Origin of the sequence: Eubacterium limosum (assembly GCF_000807675.2) — a bacterium.
GTDB lineage: Bacteria > Bacillota > Clostridia > Eubacteriales > Eubacteriaceae > Eubacterium > Eubacterium limosum.
The window spans coordinates 2,885,938-2,907,108 of the sequence record NZ_CP019962.1 but is presented as its reverse complement, the minus strand read 5'-3'; the positions used below and the strand labels follow the sequence as shown (position 1 = coordinate 2,907,108).

The window sequence follows — 21,171 nt, the reverse complement described above, 5'->3', positions numbered from 1 at the left end:
CTCCTCTGAGCTTAGCTGTGTTTAAAGTGGCGCATGCCTGTAAATACCATGGCAATGCCGTTTTCATTACAGACTTTAATGGAGTCTGCGTCGCGTCCTGCGCCGCCCGGCTGGATAATGGCTGTAATGCCTGCCTTGGCCGCTGCGGTAGCGCAGTCGTCAAACGGGAAGAAAGCGTCCGATGCCAGCACAGCACCCTTTACCTTTTCCCCGCCGTGTTCAATGCAGTTTTCCAGCGGCCAGATCCGGTTAACCTGTCCTGGTCCGTTGGCGACCATACATTTATCCTTGGCCAGGGTGATGGCGTTGGATTTGGTATTCTTAACAGCCTTCCAGGCAAAGAGCAGGTCTTCCATTTCCTTGTCGGTAGGCTTGCGGTCTGTGACTACCTCCAGCTTTTCATAATCTTTGGTATCACGTTCCTGGATTAACAGGCCGCCGAGTACTTTTTTGGTTTCATAGCCTGGTTCGCTGTACAGAATATCGTCCAGCTTGAGCACACGGAGATTTTCCTTGGTGCCCAACACTTCCAGAGCTTCGTCGGTATAAGCTGGAGCTACAATGACTTCCAGGAAGATTTCAACCATCTGTTTTGCCGTATCCGCGTCAATCTCACGGTTTGATGCGATGATTCCGCCGAAAATGGAGGTTGGGTCCGCTTCATAGGCCTTTCTGTAGGCTTCTGAAATGGTTTCGGCACTGGCCACACCACAGGGATTTGCATGCTTAACCGCAACGATGGTCGGTTCGTCAGTGTATTCCTTCAGGATTTCGAGGGCACCGTTGGTGTCGTTGATATTATTGTAGGATAATTCCTTGCCCTGAAGCTGTTCAGCAGCTGTCAGAGCACCCCTGGTCACGCCGATTTCCTTGTAGAATGCCGCCTTCTGGTGCGGATTTTCGCCGTAGCGGAGATCCTGCACTTTTTCGTAGGTCATGGTGACGGTATCTTTTAAAACATCACCGCCGACACGCTTTCTGAGGAAATCTGAGATCATGGTATCATAGGCCGCAGTGGTTTCAAAAACCTTTAACGCCAGACGGTAACGGGTGTCATAGCTGGTAGCGCCGTCCTTTTCCAGTTCGTTTAATACAACGTCGTAATCTTCCGGGTCTACGACAACCGTAACGTCGTTAAAGTTTTTGGCAGCTGAACGCAGCATGGTCGGTCCGCCGATATCAATATTTTCAATGCAGTCCTCAAAGGCAACCCCTTCCTTCAAAATGGTGTTTTTGAAAGGATACAGGTTGATGACCAGCAGGTCGATGGGTGTGATGCCCAGTTCCTTGATCTGTCTCTGATGGTCTTCATTATCACGGATATTTAAGATACCGCCGTGAATCTTGGGATGCAGGGTCTTGACGCGGCCATCCAGGCATTCCGGAAAGCCTGTTACGTCGGAAACGCCGATAACATCCACACCCGCTTCACGCAGGGCTTTTGCGGTACCGCCGGTGGACAAAATTTCCCAGCCCATACCGGCCAGCTTCTGTGCGAATTCAACAATACCCGTTTTGTCTGATACACTGATTAAAGCTCTCATAGTTTCTCCTCCAAATTTTAATCATTTATTTAAACCGCAGCAAACCCTATTGTTCGCTGGTTATCTTTGTTTTTCTGCCCTCTTCCGTTAAAATCCGCATTCCAGTTGGCCATAATGGTTCGCTGGTTATCTTTGTTTTTCTGCCCTCCACGGTTATGTGGCCCAGACAGTACTGCTCCACCACCCAGGGCAGCAGTGTGTGCTCAATTTCAAGCACCTTTTTCTGAATGGATTCCGGTGTGTCATCGTCCGCAACCTCAACGGTTTTCTGAGCGATGATCGGGCCTGCGTCCGCCTCCTCATTGACAAAATGAACCGTTGCGCCCGTGACCTTAACGCCGTAGTCAATGACTGCCTCGTGCACATGCAGCCCATAATATCCCTCACCGCAGAAGGATGGGATCAGGGCTGGGTGGATATTGACAATCTTATTGGGGTAGGCTTTTACAAAGGCCGGGGTAATGATCTTCATGTAGCCTGCCAGCACGACCAGCTCAACGCCTTTATCCTTTAAGGTTCGGATAATCTCGGCATTGAAGGCGTCGTAATCCTCAAAATCCTTTTCCAGCACCACAGCGGTTGGTATCCCGCTGTTCTGCGCTCTTGTCAGACCATAGGCTTCCGCGTTGTTGGCAATGACAACGGCGATTTCGCCCGATTTATGATGAACCCTGTCGATGACGGCCTGGAGGTTTGTCCCTCCGCCGCTCACCAGTACGCCTATTTTTGTCATAATATAATCTTTTCGTCGCCCCTGACCACTTCGCCAAGAACCACAGGCTTTTCACCCTTGTCCTTTAAGGCCTGCACAAAGCCGTCCGCCTGATCCGCCGGCAATGCGGAAACCAGTCCGATTCCCATGTTAAAGGTAGAGTACATGGCTTCATCTGTGATATTGCCCGCTTCCTGAATAAACTTGAAGATTGGCAGGGTATCGATGGCAGCGGTGTCCACCTTGGCACACAGGCCCTCCGGAATCATTCTCGGAATGTTTTCGTAGAAGCCGCCGCCGGTAACGTGGCTCATGCCTTTAACGCCGTAAGGTGCAAGCAGATCCTCAACGGCCTTGACATAGATACGGGTCGGGGTGAGCAGCGCTTCACCCAGGGTGCCGCCCAGCTCGTCAACCTTCGTATGGACATCCATCTTCAGGTCCTTAAAAAGCAGCTTGCGCACCAGTGAAAAGCCATTGCTGTGAACGCCGGAGGACGGCAGGCCGACCAGAACGTCCCCTTCCGCGATGCTCTGACCTGTGATGATTTCATCCTTTTCGACAACGCCAACGGCAAAGCCGGCCAGGTCATAGTCATCCAGACTGTACATATCCGGCATTTCAGCGGTCTCGCCGCCGATCAGCGCCATGCCGCCCTGGACACAGCCCTCAGCCACACCGCTTACAATCTGCGCGATTTTTTCCGGATAATTTTTGCCGCAGGCAATGTAATCCAGGAAAAACAAAGGTTTTGCCCCCTGGCATAAAATATCATTCACACACATAGCCACCGCGTCAATACCGATGGTATCATGCTTATCCATCATGAAGGCAATCATCAGCTTGGTGCCGACGCCGTCGGTACCGGAAACCAGGACGGGCTTCTTGTAGCCCTCGGGCAGCTCGATCAAACCGCCGAAGCCTCCTAAATGAGATAAAACATATTGGTTAAACGTTCTTTGAACGTCTGCTTTCATTAACTTGACAGATTCATAACCAGCCTCGACATCTACGCCTGCTGCCTTGTAAGCATCTGTTTGTGCCATCTTTTCTCTCCTTTTAATCATCTTTTTTTAAGACAGGGACTTCCATGGGGTAGTCGCCGTCAAAACAGGCCCGGCAGTACTCTGTGCCGCCTCCGACGGATTCGTTTAAGCCGTCGAGGCTGATATAGGCCAGTGAGTCCGCACCCAGAATCCCGCGGATTTCTTCCACCGATTTCTTGGCGCCGATCAAATATTTACGTTTTGGGGTATCAATGCCAAAATGACAGGTATGGGATACCGGCGGACTGGTCACGCGGAAATGCACTTCCTTTGCGCCGCCGCTTCTCAATATTTCAACAAGCCGTTTGGAGGTTGTCCCCCTTACGATGGAGTCGTCAATAATGACTACCCGCTTACCCTCAATGGTATCTCTCAGCGGATTCAGCTTCAGACGCACGCCTTCTTCACGCAGCTTCTGGTTGGGCTGGATAAAGGTCCGCCCGCTGTATTTATTTTTAATCAGGCCCATGCCATAGGGAATGCCTGATTCCTCCGCGTATCCGATGGCTGCCGGAATACCGGAATCCGGTACACCGATCACCACATCTGCCTCCACAGGGCTTTCCCTGGCCAGGATACGCCCAGCGGTATGGCGGGCCTGGTAAACACTGCGCCCTTCCATGACAGAGTCGGGACGCGCAAAGTAAATCTGCTCAAAAATACAGGCTCTCTTGCTGGCCCAGTTATTCTGCCCATAGCTCTGAATACCATTTTCATCAATGACGACAATTTCACCCGGGTTCAGGTCGCGAATCAGCTCGCCGCCAATGGCGTCGATGGCACAGCTCTCAGAAGCGAGCATGTACATGTCATCTTTTTTGCCAAGGCAGATCGGACGCAGGCCGTATGGGTCGCGGACACCGATGAGCTTATCCTCCAGTGTGATCACCAGCGCAAAACCACCCTTGATGATCTCGACCATACGCTGGATGGCCTCAATCACGCCGTGGCGCAGGCCCCTTGCCAGAATATCAACCATGACCTCTGTGTCGATGGTGGTCTGGAAAACAACGCCGGAATCCTCCAGCATATCCCTCAGGGCCTTATCGTTTACCAGGTTGCCATTGTGAGCCAGAGCAATCTGGGTCGATTTCAGGCTGACCGTTAACGGCTGGGCGTTGGTCACGCCGCCCTCGCCTGAGGTCGAATAGCGCACATGGCCGATTCCCAGGTTCCCCTTCATGGATTTCAGGACATTCCCCTTAAAGACATCTGCCACAAGGCCGAGATCCTTATGGGTTGTGATCCTGCCATCACGGTTAACCGAGATGCCCGCACTCTCCTGCCCCCTGTGCTGAAGCGCATACAAGCCATAATAGATATAAGAAGCGCAGTTTGTCTCACGACTCTTACAATACACACCTACGACGCCACATTCGTCATGAAATTTGTCTTCTCTCATTGATTCGTTCTTCCTCCAAAAATGGAATCATGCTGTCATCCATTGAAACACACTCTATACCGTATTCCGTAAATATTTCTTTGGAGCAGGCGCTGTTTTGCGCCAGCTCCGTACAGTCTGTTGACAAATCGTAATGAGTACGGGCGATTAGCCGTTGACTCTCTTTAACATTTCTTCGTAAGCTTCTTCAATACCGCCGAGGTCACGTCTGAAACGGTCCTTATCCAGTTTTTCTCCGGTGTTTACATCCCAGAAACGGCAGGTATCCGGTGAGATTTCGTCGGCCAGAACAATCTGTCCGTCGTTGGTTTTACCAAACTCAATCTTGAAGTCGATCAGGTTAATGCCCTTTTCCAGGAAGTATGCTTTCAAAATCTCATTGATCTTCATGGTCATTTCGCGGATAGCGTCCAGCTCTTCCTGGGTTGCCAGCTTCAGGGCAGTGGCATGATTGTCGTTGATGACTGGATCGCCGTAGTCGTCATTCTTATAGCAGAATTCAAAGATTGGGGCTTCGAGAGCCTGTCCTTCTTCAAATGGAAGGCGCTTGCAGATGGAACCGGCAGCGGTGTTGCGGATGATCACTTCCAGTGGGAAGATGGTAACAGCCTTAACCAGCTGTTCATTGTCTGACAGCAGTTCGATGAAATGTGTCGGGATACCCTTTTCTTCGAGCATTTTGAAAATGGTGGCAGTCATTTTATTGTTGATGACGCCCTTGCCCACAATGGTGCCTTTTTTTTCGCCATTTCCTGCGGTCGCATCATCCTTGTATTCGATGATAAACTGGTCCGGATCTTCTGTTTTAAAAACTTTTTTTGCCTTGCCTTCGTATAACTGTTCTAATTTCTGCATTTTAAATACCTCTTTCTATATTTGAAATAATGAATTAACCATTAATCTTAGCCTGAAGCTTTTCATTCTTAGCCGCTACTTCTTCATCCAGTGTTTCTTTGTAGGCTTTCATCTTTTCACGGATTTCAGGATACTTGATGGAAAGCATCTGGGCTGCCAGGATACCGGCATTTTCAGCGCCGTTTACCGCAACAGTGGCAACCGGTACACCGGATGGCATCTGCACGATGGACAGTAAGGAATCCAGGCCGCCCTGGAAAGAGGTCTGAATAGGGATACCAATAACCGGAAGCGGGGTAAGCCCTGCCATAACACCCGGTAAATGAGCTGCTTTACCGGCAGCGCCAATGATCAGCTCAATGCCGTTTTCTTCGGCAGAACGGACATATGAAAAAATCTTGTCCGGATTTCTGTGTGCTGAAATTACCTCAGCGTCATATTCAATATCAAATTTTTCCAAAGCGATCAGGCATTTTTTAACAACATCAAAATCCGAGTCGCTGCCCATAATAACTGCAACTTTTGGCATAATTGTATTCTCCTTCTTTTACTTGAAATATTCAACACCGGATTTAAAGATCAGCTGATCCTTCTCACCCGGAATGTTTTTATATAATCCCTTTCCGATACGTTCGGAATGACCCATTTTACCCAAAATACGCCCGTCTGCGCTGGTAATCCCTTCGACCGCACAGGTAGAACCATTGGGGTTAAAAGCGCCGTCCATGGTGGCGTTGCCGTCAAAATCGACATACTGGGTCGCAACCTGTCCCTTGGCGATGAGTTCTTCCATCACCGCGTCACTTGCGATAAAACGGCCTTCTCCGTGTGACATTGGAATCCGGTAGGTCTCGCCCACCTTGGCGCCCGCCAGCCACGGCGACAGGTTTGAGACCACCTTTGTCATTGGAATGGTGGACACATGGCGGCCAATGGTATTGTAGGTAAGGGTCGGCATTTCAGGCTCAATATCCACGATTTCGCCGTAGGGTACCAGCCCAAGCTTGATCAGGGCCTGGAAGCCGTTACAGATTCCAAGCATTAAGCCATCGCGGTTTTTAATGAGCTCCATGACTGCGTCCCGGATTTCAGGGTTTCTGAAAACAGCCGCGATGAATTTACCCGAACCGTCTGGCTGGTCACCAGCGCTGAAGCCGCCGGGAATCATGATCATCTGGGACTGTCTGATGGCGTCTGCCATTTCCTTGACGGATGCCGCGATGTCGTCTGCTGTCCGGTTTCTGAACACTACGATCTCCGGCTTGGCACCGGCATTCTCAAAGGCTTTAGCGGTGTCGTACTCACAGTTCGTCCCTGGGAATACCGGGATAAAGACCTGGGGCGCCGCGAATTTTTCTTTGGCGAAAGTGACAGGGCCGCCAGTATATTCGATCTTCTGAACCTTGCCCTCTGTTGTCTTGCTTTCCGGGTAAACACTGCGCATGGCGCTTTCCCACACTTCGATCAGTTCGTCCATATCCACGCTTTCCCCTTTGCAGGTGATGGCGGAAGCATCTGTGGTCTTACCAATGAGCTCAGCGTCGTCCAGAGTTTCGGTGGTTTCCACGATAATGCTGCCGTAAAGCGGGGCAAACAGGCGCGCTTCATCAATGTCTGCAATGTCCACGCCGATCTTGTTTCCAAAGGCCATCTTAGCCAGAGCGTCGACCAGGCCATTGGCCGATACCGCTTTGGCAGAGAGCAGCTTGCCCTCAAGGTTCAGGCCGCGGATACGGTCATACATGGCCATTACCTTATCATAATCAATGAGCTTATTGTCATCCTGTTCCACCTCAAAGAGGTACAGGCTGGAGCCCGTCTTTTTCAGTTCATTGGAGAGAACATTCTGGACCTTATCCGCTTCTACAGCAAAGGAGATAATGGTCGGTGGAACTGTCATATCCTCGAAGGTTCCAGACATGCTGTCCTTACCGCCAATGGCAGGAATGCCAAAGGCCTTCTGGGCTTCAAAGGCACCCAGAAGCGCTGCAAAAGGCTTGCCCCATTTTTCGGGGTCCTTGTTCAGACGCTCAAAATATTCCTGGAAGCTCAGGCGGGCTTTTCTGAAATCACCGCCCATGGCCACCATTTTGGACAGGGATTCAAGCACACAGTAAATACCGCCGTGGAACGGGCTCCACTTGGATAATTCCGGTGTGTAGCCGTAAGTCATAATGCTGCAGGTGGTGGTATCCCCGTGAATTACCGGAATTTTAGCCGCCATACCATCCTGAGGTGTCAGCTGGTACTTACCGCCATAAGGCATAACTACCGTCCCCGCACCGATGGTGCTGTCAAACATTTCGGCCAGGCCTTTCTGACTGGCGGCGTTCAGGCTGCTGAGCACTTCCTTTGTTTTACGTGTGAAATCAATGGTTTCCGCTTCTTCGCAGAGCGTTTCCGGTTCCTTAACCAGAACATCGGCGTACTGGGCAGCCCCGTTGGTGTTCAGGAAATCTCTGGAAAGGTTCAGAATTTCCTCGCCGCGCCATTTCATGACCAAACGTCCGGTGTCGGTGACAACCGCTACCTGGGTAACCTCCAGATTTTCGGCGTTGCCCATCTCAATAAAATGATCGACATCCTCTGCCGCGACGACAACCGCCATACGTTCCTGGGATTCCGAGATCGCCAGTTCGGTTCCGTCAAGGCCTTCATATTTCTTCGGCACCTTATCCAGATCAATATCCAGACTGTCTGCCAGCTCGCCGATGGCTACCGATACGCCGCCCGCGCCAAAGTCGTTGCAGCGCTTGATCATACGGGCCAGATCACCGTTTCTGAATAAACGCTGGATCTTACGTTCCTCAACCGGGTTCCCTTTCTGAACTTCAGCGCCGCTTTCATGGATGGATTCCTCGGTGTGTGCCTTGGAGGAGCCTGTCGCGCCACCGCAGCCGTCGCGGCCGGTTTTACCGCCGACCAGAAGAATGACGTCCCCCGGCTGCGGACGTTCACGAACAACATTTTCCTTAGGCGCTGCCGCGATAACCGCGCCGACTTCCATACGCTTGGCCAGGAAGCCCGGATCATAGACCTCGACTACCTGTCCGGTGGCCAGGCCGATCTGGTTCCCGTAGGAGCTGTAGCCATGAGCCGCTTCCTGAGAAATTTTACGCTGGGGCAGCTTGCCCGGCAGGGTATCCTCAATCGGTGTTCTCGGGTCCCATGCACCAGTAAGACGCATGGCCTGGTAAACATAGCTTCTGCCAGACAGCGGATCTCGAATCGCGCCGCCAAGACAGGTCGCCGCGCCGCCGAAGGGCTCGATCTCTGTGGGATGGTTGTGGGTTTCGTTCTTAAACATGAGCAGCCAGTCCTCATCCACACCGTCGTGGTCAACCGTCATATTGACACTGCAGGCATTGATTTCCTCTGACTCGTCCAAATCCGGGATCAGTCCGCGTTTTTTGATTTCCTTAGTGCCGATCACCGCCATATCCATAAGGGTCATGGGGCGGTCAGTATCTTCCCCGTAAAGGGCATCACGGGTCGCGTCGTAGCTTTCAAAGGCTTTTTCAACCGCTTCCGTTACCGGTCCGCGCTCAAAGTCAATGGCTTCAATACAGGTTGAAAACGTCGTGTGACGGCAGTGATCAGACCAGTAAGTATCAATAACCTTCAGCTCTGTCAGAGATGGGTCACGCTTTTCATCTTCTTTATAATATTTCTGTACAAACGCGATGTCCGCCCCGCTCATGGCAAAGCCCATCTTTTTACGGTAAGCCTCCAGGGCTTCCGCGCTAAAATCAGTAAAGCCCTCTATCCTCTCAATGTCTGCCGGCTGTTTGATTTTATCCGTCAGAGTATCTCTTGGTCCGAGATCCGTTTCCTGAGAGTCTACAGGGTTGATCATGTATTGTTTAATTTTTCCAAGTTCTTCGGTGCTCACATCGCCCTTAACCGCAACGACCTTCGCAACCTTAATTAAAGGCTTTTCGCCTGCTAAAATTTGAATACACTGAGCCGCTGAATCTGCATGCTGGTCGTACTGACCCGGCAGGTAGGAGGTGGCAAAGACCTGTTCCTCCGGTCCAAAAGCCATGGTGTCTTCATAAATGTTGTCTACATTAGGCTCTGAAAAAATGGTCCGTTTAACATTTTCTAAGAGCTCTCCCTCTAATCCTTCAACATCATAACGGTAAATGATACGAATACTGCTCAGACCTTTAATGCCTAAAATGCGCTGAAAAGTCTGTGCCAGTTCCTGAGCCTCAGTATTGAAGCCCGCTTTTTTCTCTACAAAAATTCGTTTGATCACTACTCTTCCACCTTTGTTTAATGATACTTGTATTTTACTATTTCCGAACTTTATTTTCAATGGTTTTTAAAACGTTCGGATACCTTTTTGAGACGTAAACATTTTCAGATTTCTTTTCTTAAAGATTGAATAACCCCTCCATCACCTGGGCATAAGTATGGTATAATAAAAGTAAATTTATGATTAACCGGAGGCATTTTATGAAAATTATTTATCTTCATCACAGTGGCTTCATCGTAGAATTAGAGCGCATGACACTGATCTTTGATGCGATCACGAATATTCCACCTCATTTTCTGAGAAAAGGTCGGAAAAATTACTTCTTTGTTACCCACAGCCATCAGGATCATTTCTCACAAAAGATTCTTTCCTATGGCAGCGACTATGACACCACCTACATTTTCAGCGATGATATCCCAGAAAAGGGAGGACGCGATATTCATTACATCGCGCCTTACCAGAAAATAAGCTTTCCAGGCATCGAAATTGAAACCTTTGGCTCGACCGATCTGGGTGTTTCCTTCTTTGTTCAGGCCGAAGGCAAAAATATTTTCCATTCCGGCGATTTAAACTGGTGGGACTGGGACACCGCATCACACCCCAATATTAACCCCGAGGTCGAGGAGCGTGACTTTAAAGCAGTGATCCAGAAAATCGAGGAACAGATCGGCAAGCACAAAATGGATGTGGCCTTTGTCCCGGTGGACTCCCGCCTTGGCGGTTCGGCCTGCCGCGCTGCGGAATACTTCATTGACAAACTGCACCCCAAGGTCCTGATCCCCATGCATTTCTGGGAGGACTTCTCTGTTATCCGCACCCTGGCAGACCGCGAGACTGGCAGTGGCACTGAAATCCCACTCTTTGAGGACCGCAACACCGTTATCGGCAACTATTAAATGTTCCCTTTTAAAAGAAGTCTTTCAATTCTTCGCTTTTTATAAAGCAAAAATCTCACAAACATTGAACGAAATTCATTAAATATCATAAAAAGCGAAAGGCTTAGCTCTTTCGCTTTTTTATGTTTTAAGTTTCTTATAAGAATCTCGTTTTTTTGCTTCCGTCTGTTATTTTCTTGTACATTTCTCATGTTTTAGGGTTTATTACAATAATATTAAAGCGAAAAAAGGATGAAAAAAATACAAATCCCTTTTAATTCACCGCTTTAGAATTTAATTCGGAAATCCTTCAAAAAAGTTTCTAATTTCCCCTGATATAATACAAATAGTATGTTATTTTAATAATGAGCGCACAAAGATATAATACTTTATACTAATACTGATTATGAAAGGTAGGTACAGATTATGAACATAAAATTCAGGGAAAAATCACAAATAACATTACCATCCTCTGTTGTTGAGCGATTAAAGCTCCAGGCAGGCGATGCGCTCGAGTGCGAAATTATTGGAAATACCATATGCTTAATTCCCATTAACCAGCCTGTGGGAAAAAACGGATATACAGCTACGCTGCCAAACCCTTTGTATCACACACAACCGATAAGCTTTTAGCCGTGTTCTGCTTTGGGCCTCTTCGCATATTTTATGCACAAAAGCCGCTTGTCCTGCAGTCAAAAAAAGCGGAAGAGCTGCTTGTCTATCTGGTTTGCAGAGGCGGCAGCCTGCTCTCCAAAAAGAGCGTGGCCGAAACCATCTGGCCAGGCCGTTCAGAAAGCCAGGCCATGTGCAATCTGTACAAAACGCTGGAATGGTTTAAAAATCTGCGTCAAAAGGATATCGATATACCGATTATCTCAAAGCGGGGTACCATTGGCCTTGATAGCCGGCAGATTTACAGCGACCTTTGGGAGTTCGACACCCACTATTACAATCGTTCACAGCTTCAAAACTGCCAGAGGGCAGTCGAGCTTTACACCGGCTCGGTGCTGTCCGGAGCGCCCTATGACTGGATTGCTGCCTATGAAGCCTATTATGAGCTATCCTGTGCTGAGATGCTTGAACTACTCTCACAGCAGCTTGAGAAAGACAAAACCGGACAGTTTAACTTTTACCAGAGAAAACTGAAAATTCTAACTGAAACTTAAAAGGAGAAGTCAAAATGCCAAAATATACACAACAGAATCAGGCCTCTAACTGCGGCGCCTTTTCCATTGCTTACCTGCTCTGGGAGCTTGAAAAAGCTGCCTATCAATACGATCATCCCGAGGATGCCCTTGCTTTTATTGACGCAATCTACAATGCCGTCAAATTTGGAGACAGCATATACAAGTTTGATGACCCGGTAAAAAGCATCATGAGTTCAGAGCATTGCTCACCTGTAAAAATGGTAAACTACCTTGAAAACCAGGGAATCAAAACAACCTGCCTTATTCCGGTAGACCCTCCTTTTATTGCCTTTATCCGGGCGGTTAACACCTCCACCCTAAAACCTTTATTTAATTTTACCTACGAAGACCCCTTAAAGGCCCTGAGGCCGAACCAATATACCATCAGCATGGCTGTAAATACTTTCGATATAACCGACAGCGACATGCTCCTCCATTACGTTCTTATTAAAAAACATGCTAAAAATGCCACATGTACGGTATACGACCCTTCCGACGGCGAAGAAAACACTGACCAATCCCTGTCCGTCGGGAGCCCCATCGCTGGAAGCCCGTGGCTTTATACTGGTATTCTAATCGCTGTTGCCTCTTAAATAATATCTTTGTGCGCAATTCAAAAGCACCGGCATCCGTAAGAGATGCCGGTGCTTTATCTGTCGGTCAGCCTTTTACTGCGTCTGCATACTCTGGAGTACCGATGCCGAAGCCACCAGCTACATCCAGAATATGTCCGGTAATGAAGGAGGAATCGTCACTTGCCAAAAACAGCACAGCCTTGGCAATATCCTCCGGCTCGCCCACCCGGCCAAGGGGTACATGGCGTAAAAAAGCCTTTTGAAAATCGCCGGTCATACTCTTCTTGACCGCATCGGTGCCGATCATCCCCGGCGCTACCGCATTGCAGCGGATATTTTTGCTGCCGAACTGCAGGGCAATGGCTTTGGTCAGGTAATTAATCGCCGCTTTGGACACCCCATAGCCCAGCCTGGAAACATCCGGTAAAAGCCCGCCGATGCTGGATATATTGACAATATTGCCGCCGCCATGACTGGCCATGTAGCGAATAGCCGGTTTACAGGGCAGGTATACACTGCCGATATTTTTTTGCAGAATATCGAAAAACGCGTACGGGTCCCCTGTTAAAATATCAAAATCCTTGGTGGGAATCCCGATCCCAAAGTTATTCACCAGAATATCCAGGCGCCCCTCCTCCTTTGCAACATGCTCTACCATTACATGATATCCCTCATAGTCAAAGGCATTAAAGGGGTGGAACTTCACATTCAGTTTCTCCTCGCTGCATTCGGCCAGGGCCTTTTCCGCCAGTTCATCCTCCAGTCCCGCAATATAAACCAAAGCACCATTTTGAGCCAGTTTTTTCGCGCTCGCCAGACCAATGCCAGCGGTTGCGGCTGTCACAATGGCTACTTTATCTTCTAATTTTTTCATACAGATTTACCTCCATGTTTAGCATGCACTTATCATAGCACCTGACCACAGGAAAAAAAAGCCTTTTTCCATTTCTTGAAGCTTTCTTGAAGAATGCAGCTGCCCTTTTCTATAAGTTGTTTCAAGTCCTCTTTTTGACCAATTCTTTTTTGGACGGCACCCCGGTCAGCCGCTTTCTCAGGATGTCCAAAAGCCTTCGGTGGCGGTACTGGACTGTGCTGTAGCCCACCCCCAGGCTTTGGGATGCGCCTCTTATTGTCTGCCCCTGCCCATAGACAGCTCTCAGCAGAGCCAGCTCCTCAGGGGTGAGCTCACCAAGAGCTTCTGACAGGGCTGCCAGCTCCTCCCGGTGAGTATAGTTTCCCATGATGTCGGCCGACAAATCCGGCAGGGTATCAAACAGTGTTCCTTCATCCTCCTCACGGCTGGCGCCGTCGCCGGAGATGTCCCGCACCAGACGCCGCCAGCACTTTCTGCGTTTATTTTGCAGTGACCGGTAAAGATAAGTCTTAATATAGGCGGCAAAGCCGCTGCCCCGCGTGCCGTCATAACACCTGATGCCCTCCAGAAAAAAGAGCCGCGCATCCTGCAGGCAGTCCTCAAAGCTGTAATTCTCTGGCCGGGCCTTATCCGCCGACGCAAGCATCAGAGGGCGGAACATACGCTCCAGAAAAGCCATGGCTTCTCCATCCCCCTTTTGCGCGCGAAGCACCCACCGGTCAATTTCTTTATAATCCATGCACCTTCTCCTTTTCAGTCATCCTCATACACATCTGTGATCTCAAGCACAATGCCTGGAAAACGGTCCTCCACCGCGGCGCTGAGGTCATTAAACAGATCCTCTGCCTCCTCTGCGTCCCGGGCATAAAAGCCTGCCTCAACCCGGCACTCCGCTAAAACTCTGTAGCTTCGGCGGCGGTTGATGATTCTGGGGCCTCTGCCGTATTTATTCATATGGTTACCTCCATAAATTTTAATCTTCAGGAAAAGGCGGGGCGTTTAACCCTGCGCTTTTCCTGCCATTTGTTTCCTTTCTCTCGCTGCCCACATGGCGTTAAAAGCAGCTACATCATCGTCTGGGTACTGGGCCTTGATCTCTGCTCTTTCCTCGTCCGTAAGCGGTGGCAGCAGGTTGAAGCCGTGGATGCTGGCCGCAGCCTCCTGATTACTATAGGATAGAGAAGCCTGTTTAGTGTTTATGTTTATGAACGGGGACAATTCTGTCACAGTTGACGGGACAGCCTGTGTCCAGACCTTTGTCACACTGTCCCTTCTTTCATCCCTTACACAAATGGCCTCAAGGCCTTGATCGAAGGGGACCATCCGGTAAATTCCCGCCCGCTGGCCAGCGTCCTTCTGGTACGTCACACGGCCGCGGTCAATGAGGTACCCCCTTTGTCGCAGCAAAACCCGCCGGTCCCGGATGCCTAAAATGGGCATAGCCACTGTATTTGGCAGTTTAAACTCTACCGGCCAGTACCACACGTCCTGGGCTGTCCGAATGGCTGCCCGGTTATTGGTATACAGGAGCAAGTGCCAGTAGGCCTGGAGCAGCGGGCTCAGCGGATTCTCCGCCATCCACCTGTAAAAGGCCAGGAGCTCGGTCAGATAGTTCATCCCCTGTTTCTTTCCTCTGCCAGTGTGCGGATAAAAAATTCCTGGCCCGAAGGGGTGATCCGAAGCTGTGGGGACTGCTTGAGACGGCCGCTCTTTTTCTCCACATAGGTTTTGTACTCAACAGTCATACGTTTTTTGTCCAGGGACTGCCGGGTTGGCAAATTACGGTTGCGCAGCGCATCAAAATAAGCAAATCCCCTTTTCCGAAGCCACACATACAGCTGGTTCCTCCCAATGCTCAGGCCCTGCTGCCGCATGATCTCCGCCAGACGGGCAACGGGTATATCATCCTTGCCTGCCCTGCTGTCCTCATACTCTTTTCTCTCACTGTCATCCTCCAGATAAATTCTGGCTTTTTCGTCATATTCCTGCCCCAGGGCTTTCAGCTGCTTTTCAAGAAAGGCGAGCTCGATGCGCTGGTCTACATCGGGCAGAGTCTCAAAGCTCCCTAAAATGCGGTCCTCCTGTTTTAGCGCGCACGAAGCACACCATGGACGAAAACCTTTTTCTTCTGCCCGGACGGTTGGGGTGATCTGGTTACAATTCATTCTGTAATCCTCCTGTAAAATATAATGGTTCGATTTCAGCGGTGCACTTTTTCCGGTGCTCCTGCTGATGGTTCTATCTTACAGGACTCTATGGTTTTAACGGACGCAAGAACGTGTTTTTATTATCATAAATTAAAAATTATTTTTATTTTCTGCCGCCAGCGGTACACGGTGCTCAGTTCTCCGTAAAAGGGCAGGGTGAGCACCGGGCGGCCGCGGCGTTGGTTCAGAGGCTTTTCGCAGAGTTCATCGTTTTCAAACAAATGTAAAAGGGTACGGGCGACAGTGAACAGGGTATGGCGCATCCAACGCGCTGCAAAGGCGGGCAGTACACGCTGGCGCTTTGCACAGTGCTCGCACTCTTTTGAGCATACCCAGAGAACATAAACCAGTCCCTCATCATCCTCAATTTCCTTTGATAAGCCATTGACCACACAAACCTTACCATCTTTTTCTTTCAGGCGCATGGTTTTCTGTTTCAGAGGACTCTGGCAATGGCGGCAGACTTGCTTATGATGGCCATGGTAGATAAGCTCAACCACCAGTTCTCCGCCTTTTTTTAAAAGATAACCGGTATCAACAGCCTCAAACTGGTCGGGATGGTCTTTGATATGCTGTTCGAGCGTTTCCTGTTTTAAGCGTTTCATTGCTGCGGCGTAGCCCATTTTTTTCTCCTTTACTTCACACATATAATAAAAAGGACCCGCTTTCACGCAAAATATAGCTTGCATGAAAGCAGGTCCATGAATGGTCCCCTGCGGGGTATATTCTGTTTTTCTATTGATAAATAGACGGTGTCTAATGGCGCAGACACCGCCTAAGGTAAAAAAGAAGCTCTATATCACCGGCTATACCGGGAATAGACGAAACAAGGCATATACCATCTCCGGATCATAGTAGACGCCTTCATATTTTTTAATCTTTTTAAGCAGCTCGGTATTGTCTGACCCGGGACATTCTGTTTTTAAATGATCCCAGGCATTCGCTACTGCGGCAGCCCTTGCAATTATTGGGATATTGTCACCTGTCAGATGCTCTGGTCCCCCTTTGCCATCCCAGCGTTCATGGTGGTAATGGCAAAGATCACTGGCAATACTGCAGAATATTGATTCTTTGTTGCCTGACGCTTTCCGAAATGCATCGCTGAAAAAATCTGATCCACGTTCACAGTGTTCCAGATCATCGGTATCATCATTTCTTTTACCCAGATCATGATAGTCACAGGGAGACAGGTCACCAAAACGCCAAAGTTCAATCAGATCACTCCGCCCGATTTCTGTAAGGAGAGCACGGATTAATCGACCGGTTCGTTTATTATGTTCCTGAACGCCTTCCGGACAAAGCAGTACCATATTGATTAAATTCTTGAGCATTTCTTTAGCCTCTCTCTGTTTTTTGTATTTTTTCTGGCAACGGGTATTTAATTACTTAGAAATGCCGCATAGTTCCTTACTATGCGGCGTGCCTCACCCGCGTACTTCCGGAGTGTCTTTTCCTTTTAAAATCTTTCATTTTCATCATTTCCTGCCGAATAAAAGACTCACTTAAATGTAAGTAAATATCTGTTGTGGTAGCTGTCTGACTATGCCCCAACAAAGCACTGATAACTTTTATTACGACGCCGCTTTCCATGGCGCGCGTCGCAAAACTATGCCTTAATGAATGAAAGGTATAAGTCTCAGAAATCATAAGCTCTTTTAGCCTTTTTTTAAAATGCCGCTCAACCGTCCGTCCATTATAAGAATTTCCATCTTTTTTCCCAACCACAAAAGCATCAGGCTTTTTTTGCACTGATGTTTGCTTCTGGAAATATTCTTTTAAACATTTTGAAAATTCAAATTCCAAAGGAATTTTTCTCTGGCTGCTCTGTGTTTTTGGCGTTCCCAGATGGGCAACTGTTTTGTTTCCATCACCTGTCGGAACACGTTCCATGCTATGCCTAATAATTACTATATTTTCATTAAAACGTATATCTTGCCAACGCAATGCGATCACCTCCGACAATCTCAAACCTAAATTCAAAGCAAGCAGTATAGCGATATCCAGTGCCTTTGAACTCTGTCCCAAAGCATTTTCTATTTTTTCTTGATCTTTTATACTTAGCGCCTTTGCTTTTACCTTTTCCTTTTGAGGTAAAACTGTTTTTTCGCATGGATTTCTTTCTATAATTTTGTTCTCTATTGCCAGCTCAAATACTGCACGCAAACAGCGGTAAACTTCATGCACAGTTTTCGCACTCAGATCCTTTTGTATGTCGCTAACAAACCGTTGAATATCTTCCTCACTGATGGTCTTAACGGACTTTTCTCCAAATACGGGACGCAAATATCGATTAATTAATTGAACATAAGTCCTTTTTGTCTGTGCTTTTAAATGGTTTTTGCTTTCTAACCATTTATCAAAAAGTATGTCCATCGGTACAGTCCCTACAAAAAAGTTTATAAATTCTTTTAATCGTTTCATATTGCTCTCCTTTGTTTGTCAAAATTTACCTTATTTAATTTAATACTAGCATTTTTTCCTGTTTAATGTTATAATTATAAAAACAAAAAAAACATGGCGCATAGTAAGGAACTATGCGCCATGCTTTTTTATTTGATTCTTATTACTGTGTTGTTGTTTTAAATACAAATGGTGTTTTATCGTACGCACTCTTGTAACTGTCTAAATTATATTCGAAAAAATCACCGCCTGTAATAAAACGAAACTTTACAAGCTTTACATTTTTTTCAAGTGCATTGGTCTCCAGATTGTACACGTCGCCCCTAAAGCTTCCCGTCCCTGAGGCTCCAGCAAAGACCGTTAGGATCGACATAATCCAAAGCCGGTCGTCAACATTGAGGCTTTCATTTCCAATATAAAGATATTTTGTAGGCAGCACCATACCGACTGCTGTCATTTCATCATATAGCGTTTTATGGCCACTGGAGGACAGGCGGTTTTTCATTGTATTGAGTGTATCCACTGAAATAATTTTTTTGTTATCCGCCTGGTATGATGTAATTTTCTTGTCTTTAATCAGATTATTGAAAAGTGTTTCGACTTTCATATTAAAACTGCCTCTATATTTATCGCCCAATATTTCATGAATATCTTTTAGAGGGTCAAGAGTTACCGTATTGGCCGTCTTGACGGTATACAGCTGTTTATCGACGAGATTCCGATCTTTTCCCACAGGCGGTTTCAGATTTTCTTGAAAAGTCGTCCACTTAGTATTAATGCTGTTAAACTGGTCTTTCATTTTGGTGATCTGCGCATCATACATATGATCCTTATTATTGGCATTCATATAGCACATGCTGATCATGTATGCTTTAATATAAAGCTGGTAATTGCTTGCCCAATATTCCGATTTGGCGGTTGTTGTCTGTGAATCCCAGTTGTAGCGCCGGTTGTACAGCGTGACATAATCATCAAGCACACTGCCCACAACACCCTCACCAAGGATGTACTGCCCAAAGGTATAGGCATCGTAGACAAAGCCTTGCCCGCCGGTGGTCGTGCCTCCTAAAATAATATTCAGCTGGTCCATAAGATCTTTATATTCCTGTGATTCGATGGATTCTACCTTGGCCAATTGTGCCAGAATATCGTTTGTGCTGCTGGACAGAAGCCCTGCCCGGAAGTTAATGGAACGGGCGTTGTCCTGAAATTTGCTTATTTTTGATTCCAGGGACGCATCGACCAAATAGTTGACTTCATTTTGAATTTTAGTGGTGGTTTTGTTTATTTCCAGCGCAGACTCATTAAGAGCGGCAACGCTTTCGCTTATTCCACTCATTGATTCCTTGCTCTCGGACATGGCCAGACTGCCAAGCCCCAGGATACCTGCGATTCCTCCTATTGGCGCGTCCTTGGCAAAGGAGTTGACAATCGTGAGGATTTTTGACACCAGGTCGGTTGTGGAGGCTGCGCTGTTTGACGCCAGCATGTTGTCATAAACAATGACCTCATAATCGTCAGCAGCGACAGGCACACCGTAGGCGTCAATGAGGCTGCCTTCGGCCAGCACAAGGTTTTCATTGCTGGCCCAATGGGCAAAGAATGCTCTCAGCCCTTCCTCACCTTCCTCTTCATACCATCTTTGCAGCTCGGGGTTATCTATGGTTACGGTAAAGGTAAAGGTGCCGTCTGTCCCGCTCTCGATTGTAATTGGCGAGATAACAGCGTTGGTCTGCGTATCCTCTGTCAGGCTGATGGAGCCTGGCATTAAATTCACACTGCCGTTTAAGGAGCTCACCGTACCGTTGAAGGAGGCGGCTGCCTTAGTGGGGGACTGTGGATCGGCGGTAACGGTATCTAGCGTAAGCTCTGCTGTAATCCGCTCTTCCGCCAGTGCCAGCTCCAGCTCCAGGCTGCCGCAGTTGAGCCCTGCGCTGTCGATGGTCATGGTGACGCCGTCAAGGGCGTCCAGGATTTCGGTTTTATCGGCTGTGCCGTTCACAGCGACTTTTAAAACACCATCTTTTCTGGCATCGGTGGAGGGAATGGTCAGCGCTACGGGCTGGACTGCTGTATTGTCAAATGAAAAATGGGCGGTGCCGGCAGTATCTGCAAACTCGGCGGTGTCCAGGCAGAATTTTATGTCGGCGGTGCCGTCATCGTTGACCATGACGTTATCGGTTCCGTCTGCAAAATACGGCAGCGGTTTCATGACATCGACCACAAGAACGCCCACTTTATCGCCTTCCTGCTTAAAGCTGTTTTTGTCGAAATACAGAACGCCGCAGCTCTCGTCGCTGTGGTCCAGTTCTCCTGACATTTTAAGACGGATTGTGTGCTCATCCAGCAAATTGATTTCATCTATGCTTACACCATGAAAGGCATTGGCCAGTTCAATATCAGCGGCTGAGATCGAATCTGAAAAGGCGTCTTCCTCACTGGTGGCAACCACATTAAAGAACCTGGCGTCTGCGGCGACTTCTGTTTTTGTTGTCATGGGTTCATAGCTGGCGGTGGTCACGGTAAGGGGGGCGATCTTTTCGATGGAAACAGTGGTGGTAACCGTCTGTTCTTCGCCGTCTACCACCAGCTGCTCTGTTACGTCGTAGGTGATGTTCTCGAGTGATGTGGGCAGCTCGGATTCTTCTGATGCGGCTTCTTCTCCGGCCGCCAGTGCTTCTCTTGGAAGGGCCGTGAGCCCCAGCTGTGTTCCGATGCTCAGGCAGAGTATGATTGACATCATCTTTTGTTTACGCCTGGCATTTCCTTTAAAAAAGATAACGCCCAAAATTAAAATGGTCAGCATCAATACGGCGAATATGGCGTGGGGGCCCTGGTATCCTGTATGGGGGTTCGCGCCTTTTTTAGCGGTCAGGAGTGCTGCTTTGCTGACCTCTCCGTTGTTTATTTTAAAGCTGTAATTTATTTTCTGACCGCCTGCAATGTGGTCATAGGTTTTTTCGGCAGCACTCGCGTGCAGGCCTTCGGGGAGGGTCGTCTTCAGCGATACGTTGTAAAGTCCCGCCTCTGTTGGATTGTCGAGCGCCAAGGTCGCTGTTATCTGCTCGCCGTTGTTTATGGTTCGCTTGTCAAAGGTCAGCTGTGTGGGGATCAGGTCTTTTATATAGGTGACGTCAAATCCCCTTGCCAGGGTCGATACCCCCACAAACAGCAACAGCAGTAAAGCGAGTGTGATGACACTGATCACTCGGTATAAGGTTTTCATGGTTTTT

20 protein-coding genes are annotated in these 21,171 nt (G+C 48.3%); 4 read left to right on the top strand and 16 right to left on the bottom strand.

The window, feature by feature from the left end; genetic code table 11:
- Positions 1-11 precede the first annotated feature (11 nt).
- The 7 genes from purH to B2M23_RS13585 form a co-directional block, all read right to left on the bottom strand.
- The gene (gene purH, locus B2M23_RS13615; RefSeq protein WP_038350726.1) at positions 12-1,544 is read right to left on the bottom strand and encodes a bifunctional phosphoribosylaminoimidazolecarboxamide formyltransferase/IMP cyclohydrolase; all 1,533 of its coding nucleotides are present in this window, start codon (positions 1,542-1,544) and stop codon (positions 12-14) included.
- Between the two features lie 46 nt (positions 1,545-1,590).
- Positions 1,591-2,277 carry a phosphoribosylglycinamide formyltransferase gene (purN, locus tag B2M23_RS13610; protein ID WP_242945801.1) on the bottom strand — a complete coding sequence of 229 codons (687 nt, stop codon included), beginning with the start codon at positions 2,275-2,277 and terminating at the stop codon, positions 1,591-1,593.
- Positions 2,274-3,302 carry a phosphoribosylformylglycinamidine cyclo-ligase gene (gene purM, locus B2M23_RS13605; protein ID WP_013379511.1) on the bottom strand — a complete coding sequence of 343 codons (1,029 nt, stop codon included), beginning with the start codon at positions 3,300-3,302 and terminating at the stop codon, positions 2,274-2,276. Before purM ends, purN begins: the two co-directional genes overlap by 4 nt.
- Before the next feature lie 13 nt (positions 3,303-3,315).
- Positions 3,316-4,704 carry an amidophosphoribosyltransferase gene (purF, locus tag B2M23_RS13600; protein ID WP_038350727.1) on the bottom strand — a complete coding sequence of 463 codons (1,389 nt, stop codon included), beginning with the start codon at positions 4,702-4,704 and terminating at the stop codon, positions 3,316-3,318.
- Positions 4,705-4,851: 147 nt separating this feature from the next.
- Positions 4,852-5,559, bottom strand: a complete 708-nt coding sequence (gene purC, locus B2M23_RS13595; RefSeq protein WP_013379508.1) for a phosphoribosylaminoimidazolesuccinocarboxamide synthase — start codon at positions 5,557-5,559, stop codon at positions 4,852-4,854.
- Positions 5,560-5,593: 34 nt separating this feature from the next.
- Entirely contained in the window at positions 5,594-6,088 is a 495-nt protein-coding gene (gene purE, locus B2M23_RS13590) for a 5-(carboxyamino)imidazole ribonucleotide mutase (RefSeq protein WP_013379507.1), read from the bottom strand.
- 18 nt (positions 6,089-6,106) lie between these two features.
- Complete coding sequence (locus B2M23_RS13585; RefSeq protein ID WP_038350728.1) at positions 6,107-9,820, bottom strand: phosphoribosylformylglycinamidine synthase; 3,714 nt, start codon at positions 9,818-9,820, stop codon at positions 6,107-6,109.
- Between the two features lie 200 nt (positions 9,821-10,020).
- Here B2M23_RS13585 and B2M23_RS13580 point away from each other — a divergent pair, with 200 nt between their 5' ends.
- The 4 genes from B2M23_RS13580 to B2M23_RS13570 all read left to right on the top strand — a co-directional run bounded on the left by B2M23_RS13580 (position 10,021) and on the right by B2M23_RS13570 (position 12,475).
- The gene (locus B2M23_RS13580) at positions 10,021-10,716 is read left to right on the top strand and encodes an MBL fold metallo-hydrolase (protein WP_038350729.1); all 696 of its coding nucleotides are present in this window, start codon (positions 10,021-10,023) and stop codon (positions 10,714-10,716) included.
- 405 nt (positions 10,717-11,121) lie between these two features.
- Positions 11,122-11,328, top strand: a complete 207-nt coding sequence (locus B2M23_RS21820) for an AbrB/MazE/SpoVT family DNA-binding domain-containing protein (RefSeq protein WP_392886162.1) — start codon at positions 11,122-11,124, stop codon at positions 11,326-11,328.
- 128 nt (positions 11,329-11,456) lie between these two features.
- Positions 11,457-11,861 (top strand): BTAD domain-containing protein, encoded by a 405-nt coding sequence (locus tag B2M23_RS13575; protein ID WP_133964781.1) that lies wholly within the window; start codon positions 11,457-11,459, stop codon positions 11,859-11,861.
- A 14-nt stretch (positions 11,862-11,875) separates the two neighbouring features.
- Positions 11,876-12,475 (top strand): hypothetical protein, encoded by a 600-nt coding sequence (locus tag B2M23_RS13570; RefSeq protein ID WP_038350731.1) that lies wholly within the window; start codon positions 11,876-11,878, stop codon positions 12,473-12,475.
- Positions 12,476-12,542: 67 nt separating this feature from the next.
- Here B2M23_RS13570 and hdhA read toward each other — a convergent pair whose 3' ends face one another.
- The 9 genes from hdhA to B2M23_RS13525 all read right to left on the bottom strand — a co-directional run bounded on the left by hdhA (position 12,543) and on the right by B2M23_RS13525 (position 21,164).
- Positions 12,543-13,331, bottom strand: coding sequence for a 7alpha-hydroxysteroid dehydrogenase (hdhA, locus tag B2M23_RS13565; RefSeq protein ID WP_038350732.1), 789 nt, complete (start codon positions 13,329-13,331; stop codon positions 12,543-12,545).
- 121 nt (positions 13,332-13,452) lie between these two features.
- On the bottom strand, positions 13,453-14,070 hold the full coding sequence (locus tag B2M23_RS13560) for an RNA polymerase sigma factor (protein ID WP_013379499.1): 618 nt from the start codon (positions 14,068-14,070) through the stop codon (positions 13,453-13,455).
- A gap of 14 nt (positions 14,071-14,084) precedes the next feature.
- The gene (locus tag B2M23_RS13555) at positions 14,085-14,285 is read right to left on the bottom strand and encodes a hypothetical protein (RefSeq protein ID WP_013379498.1); all 201 of its coding nucleotides are present in this window, start codon (positions 14,283-14,285) and stop codon (positions 14,085-14,087) included.
- A 45-nt stretch (positions 14,286-14,330) separates the two neighbouring features.
- The gene (locus tag B2M23_RS13550; protein ID WP_038350733.1) at positions 14,331-14,948 is read right to left on the bottom strand and encodes a hypothetical protein; all 618 of its coding nucleotides are present in this window, start codon (positions 14,946-14,948) and stop codon (positions 14,331-14,333) included.
- Positions 14,945-15,496, bottom strand: coding sequence for a phage antirepressor KilAC domain-containing protein (locus B2M23_RS13545; RefSeq protein WP_038350734.1), 552 nt, complete (start codon positions 15,494-15,496; stop codon positions 14,945-14,947). The genes B2M23_RS13550 and B2M23_RS13545 overlap by 4 nt, the downstream gene beginning before the upstream one ends.
- A 125-nt stretch (positions 15,497-15,621) precedes the next feature.
- On the bottom strand, positions 15,622-16,161 hold the full coding sequence (locus tag B2M23_RS13540) for a hypothetical protein (protein WP_038350735.1): 540 nt from the start codon (positions 16,159-16,161) through the stop codon (positions 15,622-15,624).
- Positions 16,162-16,344: 183 nt separating this feature from the next.
- Positions 16,345-16,869, bottom strand: coding sequence for an HD domain-containing phosphohydrolase (locus tag B2M23_RS13535; RefSeq protein WP_038350736.1), 525 nt, complete (start codon positions 16,867-16,869; stop codon positions 16,345-16,347).
- 79 nt (positions 16,870-16,948) lie between these two features.
- Positions 16,949-17,959 (bottom strand): tyrosine-type recombinase/integrase, encoded by a 1,011-nt coding sequence (locus B2M23_RS13530; protein ID WP_013379493.1) that lies wholly within the window; start codon positions 17,957-17,959, stop codon positions 16,949-16,951.
- 142 nt (positions 17,960-18,101) lie between these two features.
- Positions 18,102-21,164, bottom strand: a complete 3,063-nt coding sequence (locus tag B2M23_RS13525; RefSeq protein WP_038350737.1) for a DUF11 domain-containing protein — start codon at positions 21,162-21,164, stop codon at positions 18,102-18,104.
- Positions 21,165-21,171: the final 7 nt, after the last annotated feature.

What these genes read in the sequence shown, in the direction of transcription:
- purH (WP_038350726.1), bottom strand. Translation starts at nt 1,544, where the DNA reads ATGAGAGCTTTAATCAGTGTATCAGACAAAACGGGTATTGTTGAATTC.
- purN (WP_242945801.1), bottom strand. Translation starts at nt 2,277, where the DNA reads ATGACAAAAATAGGCGTACTGGTGAGCGGCGGAGGGACAAACCTCCAG.
- purM (WP_013379511.1), bottom strand. Translation starts at nt 3,302, where the DNA reads ATGGCACAAACAGATGCTTACAAGGCAGCAGGCGTAGATGTCGAGGCT.
- purF (WP_038350727.1), bottom strand. Translation starts at nt 4,704, where the DNA reads ATGAGAGAAGACAAATTTCATGACGAATGTGGCGTCGTAGGTGTGTAT.
- purC (WP_013379508.1), bottom strand. Translation starts at nt 5,559, where the DNA reads ATGCAGAAATTAGAACAGTTATACGAAGGCAAGGCAAAAAAAGTTTTT.
- purE (WP_013379507.1), bottom strand. Translation starts at nt 6,088, where the DNA reads ATGCCAAAAGTTGCAGTTATTATGGGCAGCGACTCGGATTTTGATGTT.
- B2M23_RS13580 (WP_038350729.1), top strand. Translation starts at nt 10,021, where the DNA reads ATGAAAATTATTTATCTTCATCACAGTGGCTTCATCGTAGAATTAGAG.
- B2M23_RS21820 (WP_392886162.1), top strand. Translation starts at nt 11,122, where the DNA reads ATGAACATAAAATTCAGGGAAAAATCACAAATAACATTACCATCCTCT.
- B2M23_RS13570 (WP_038350731.1), top strand. Translation starts at nt 11,876, where the DNA reads ATGCCAAAATATACACAACAGAATCAGGCCTCTAACTGCGGCGCCTTT.
- hdhA (WP_038350732.1), bottom strand. Translation starts at nt 13,331, where the DNA reads ATGAAAAAATTAGAAGATAAAGTAGCCATTGTGACAGCCGCAACCGCT.
- B2M23_RS13560 (WP_013379499.1), bottom strand. Translation starts at nt 14,070, where the DNA reads ATGGATTATAAAGAAATTGACCGGTGGGTGCTTCGCGCGCAAAAGGGG.
- B2M23_RS13555 (WP_013379498.1), bottom strand. Translation starts at nt 14,285, where the DNA reads ATGAATAAATACGGCAGAGGCCCCAGAATCATCAACCGCCGCCGAAGC.
- B2M23_RS13550 (WP_038350733.1), bottom strand. Translation starts at nt 14,948, where the DNA reads ATGAACTATCTGACCGAGCTCCTGGCCTTTTACAGGTGGATGGCGGAG.
- B2M23_RS13545 (WP_038350734.1), bottom strand. Translation starts at nt 15,496, where the DNA reads ATGAATTGTAACCAGATCACCCCAACCGTCCGGGCAGAAGAAAAAGGT.
- B2M23_RS13540 (WP_038350735.1), bottom strand. Translation starts at nt 16,161, where the DNA reads ATGGGCTACGCCGCAGCAATGAAACGCTTAAAACAGGAAACGCTCGAA.
- B2M23_RS13535 (WP_038350736.1), bottom strand. Translation starts at nt 16,869, where the DNA reads ATGCTCAAGAATTTAATCAATATGGTACTGCTTTGTCCGGAAGGCGTT.
- B2M23_RS13530 (WP_013379493.1), bottom strand. Translation starts at nt 17,959, where the DNA reads ATGAAACGATTAAAAGAATTTATAAACTTTTTTGTAGGGACTGTACCG.
- B2M23_RS13525 (WP_038350737.1), bottom strand. Translation starts at nt 21,164, where the DNA reads ATGAAAACCTTATACCGAGTGATCAGTGTCATCACACTCGCTTTACTG.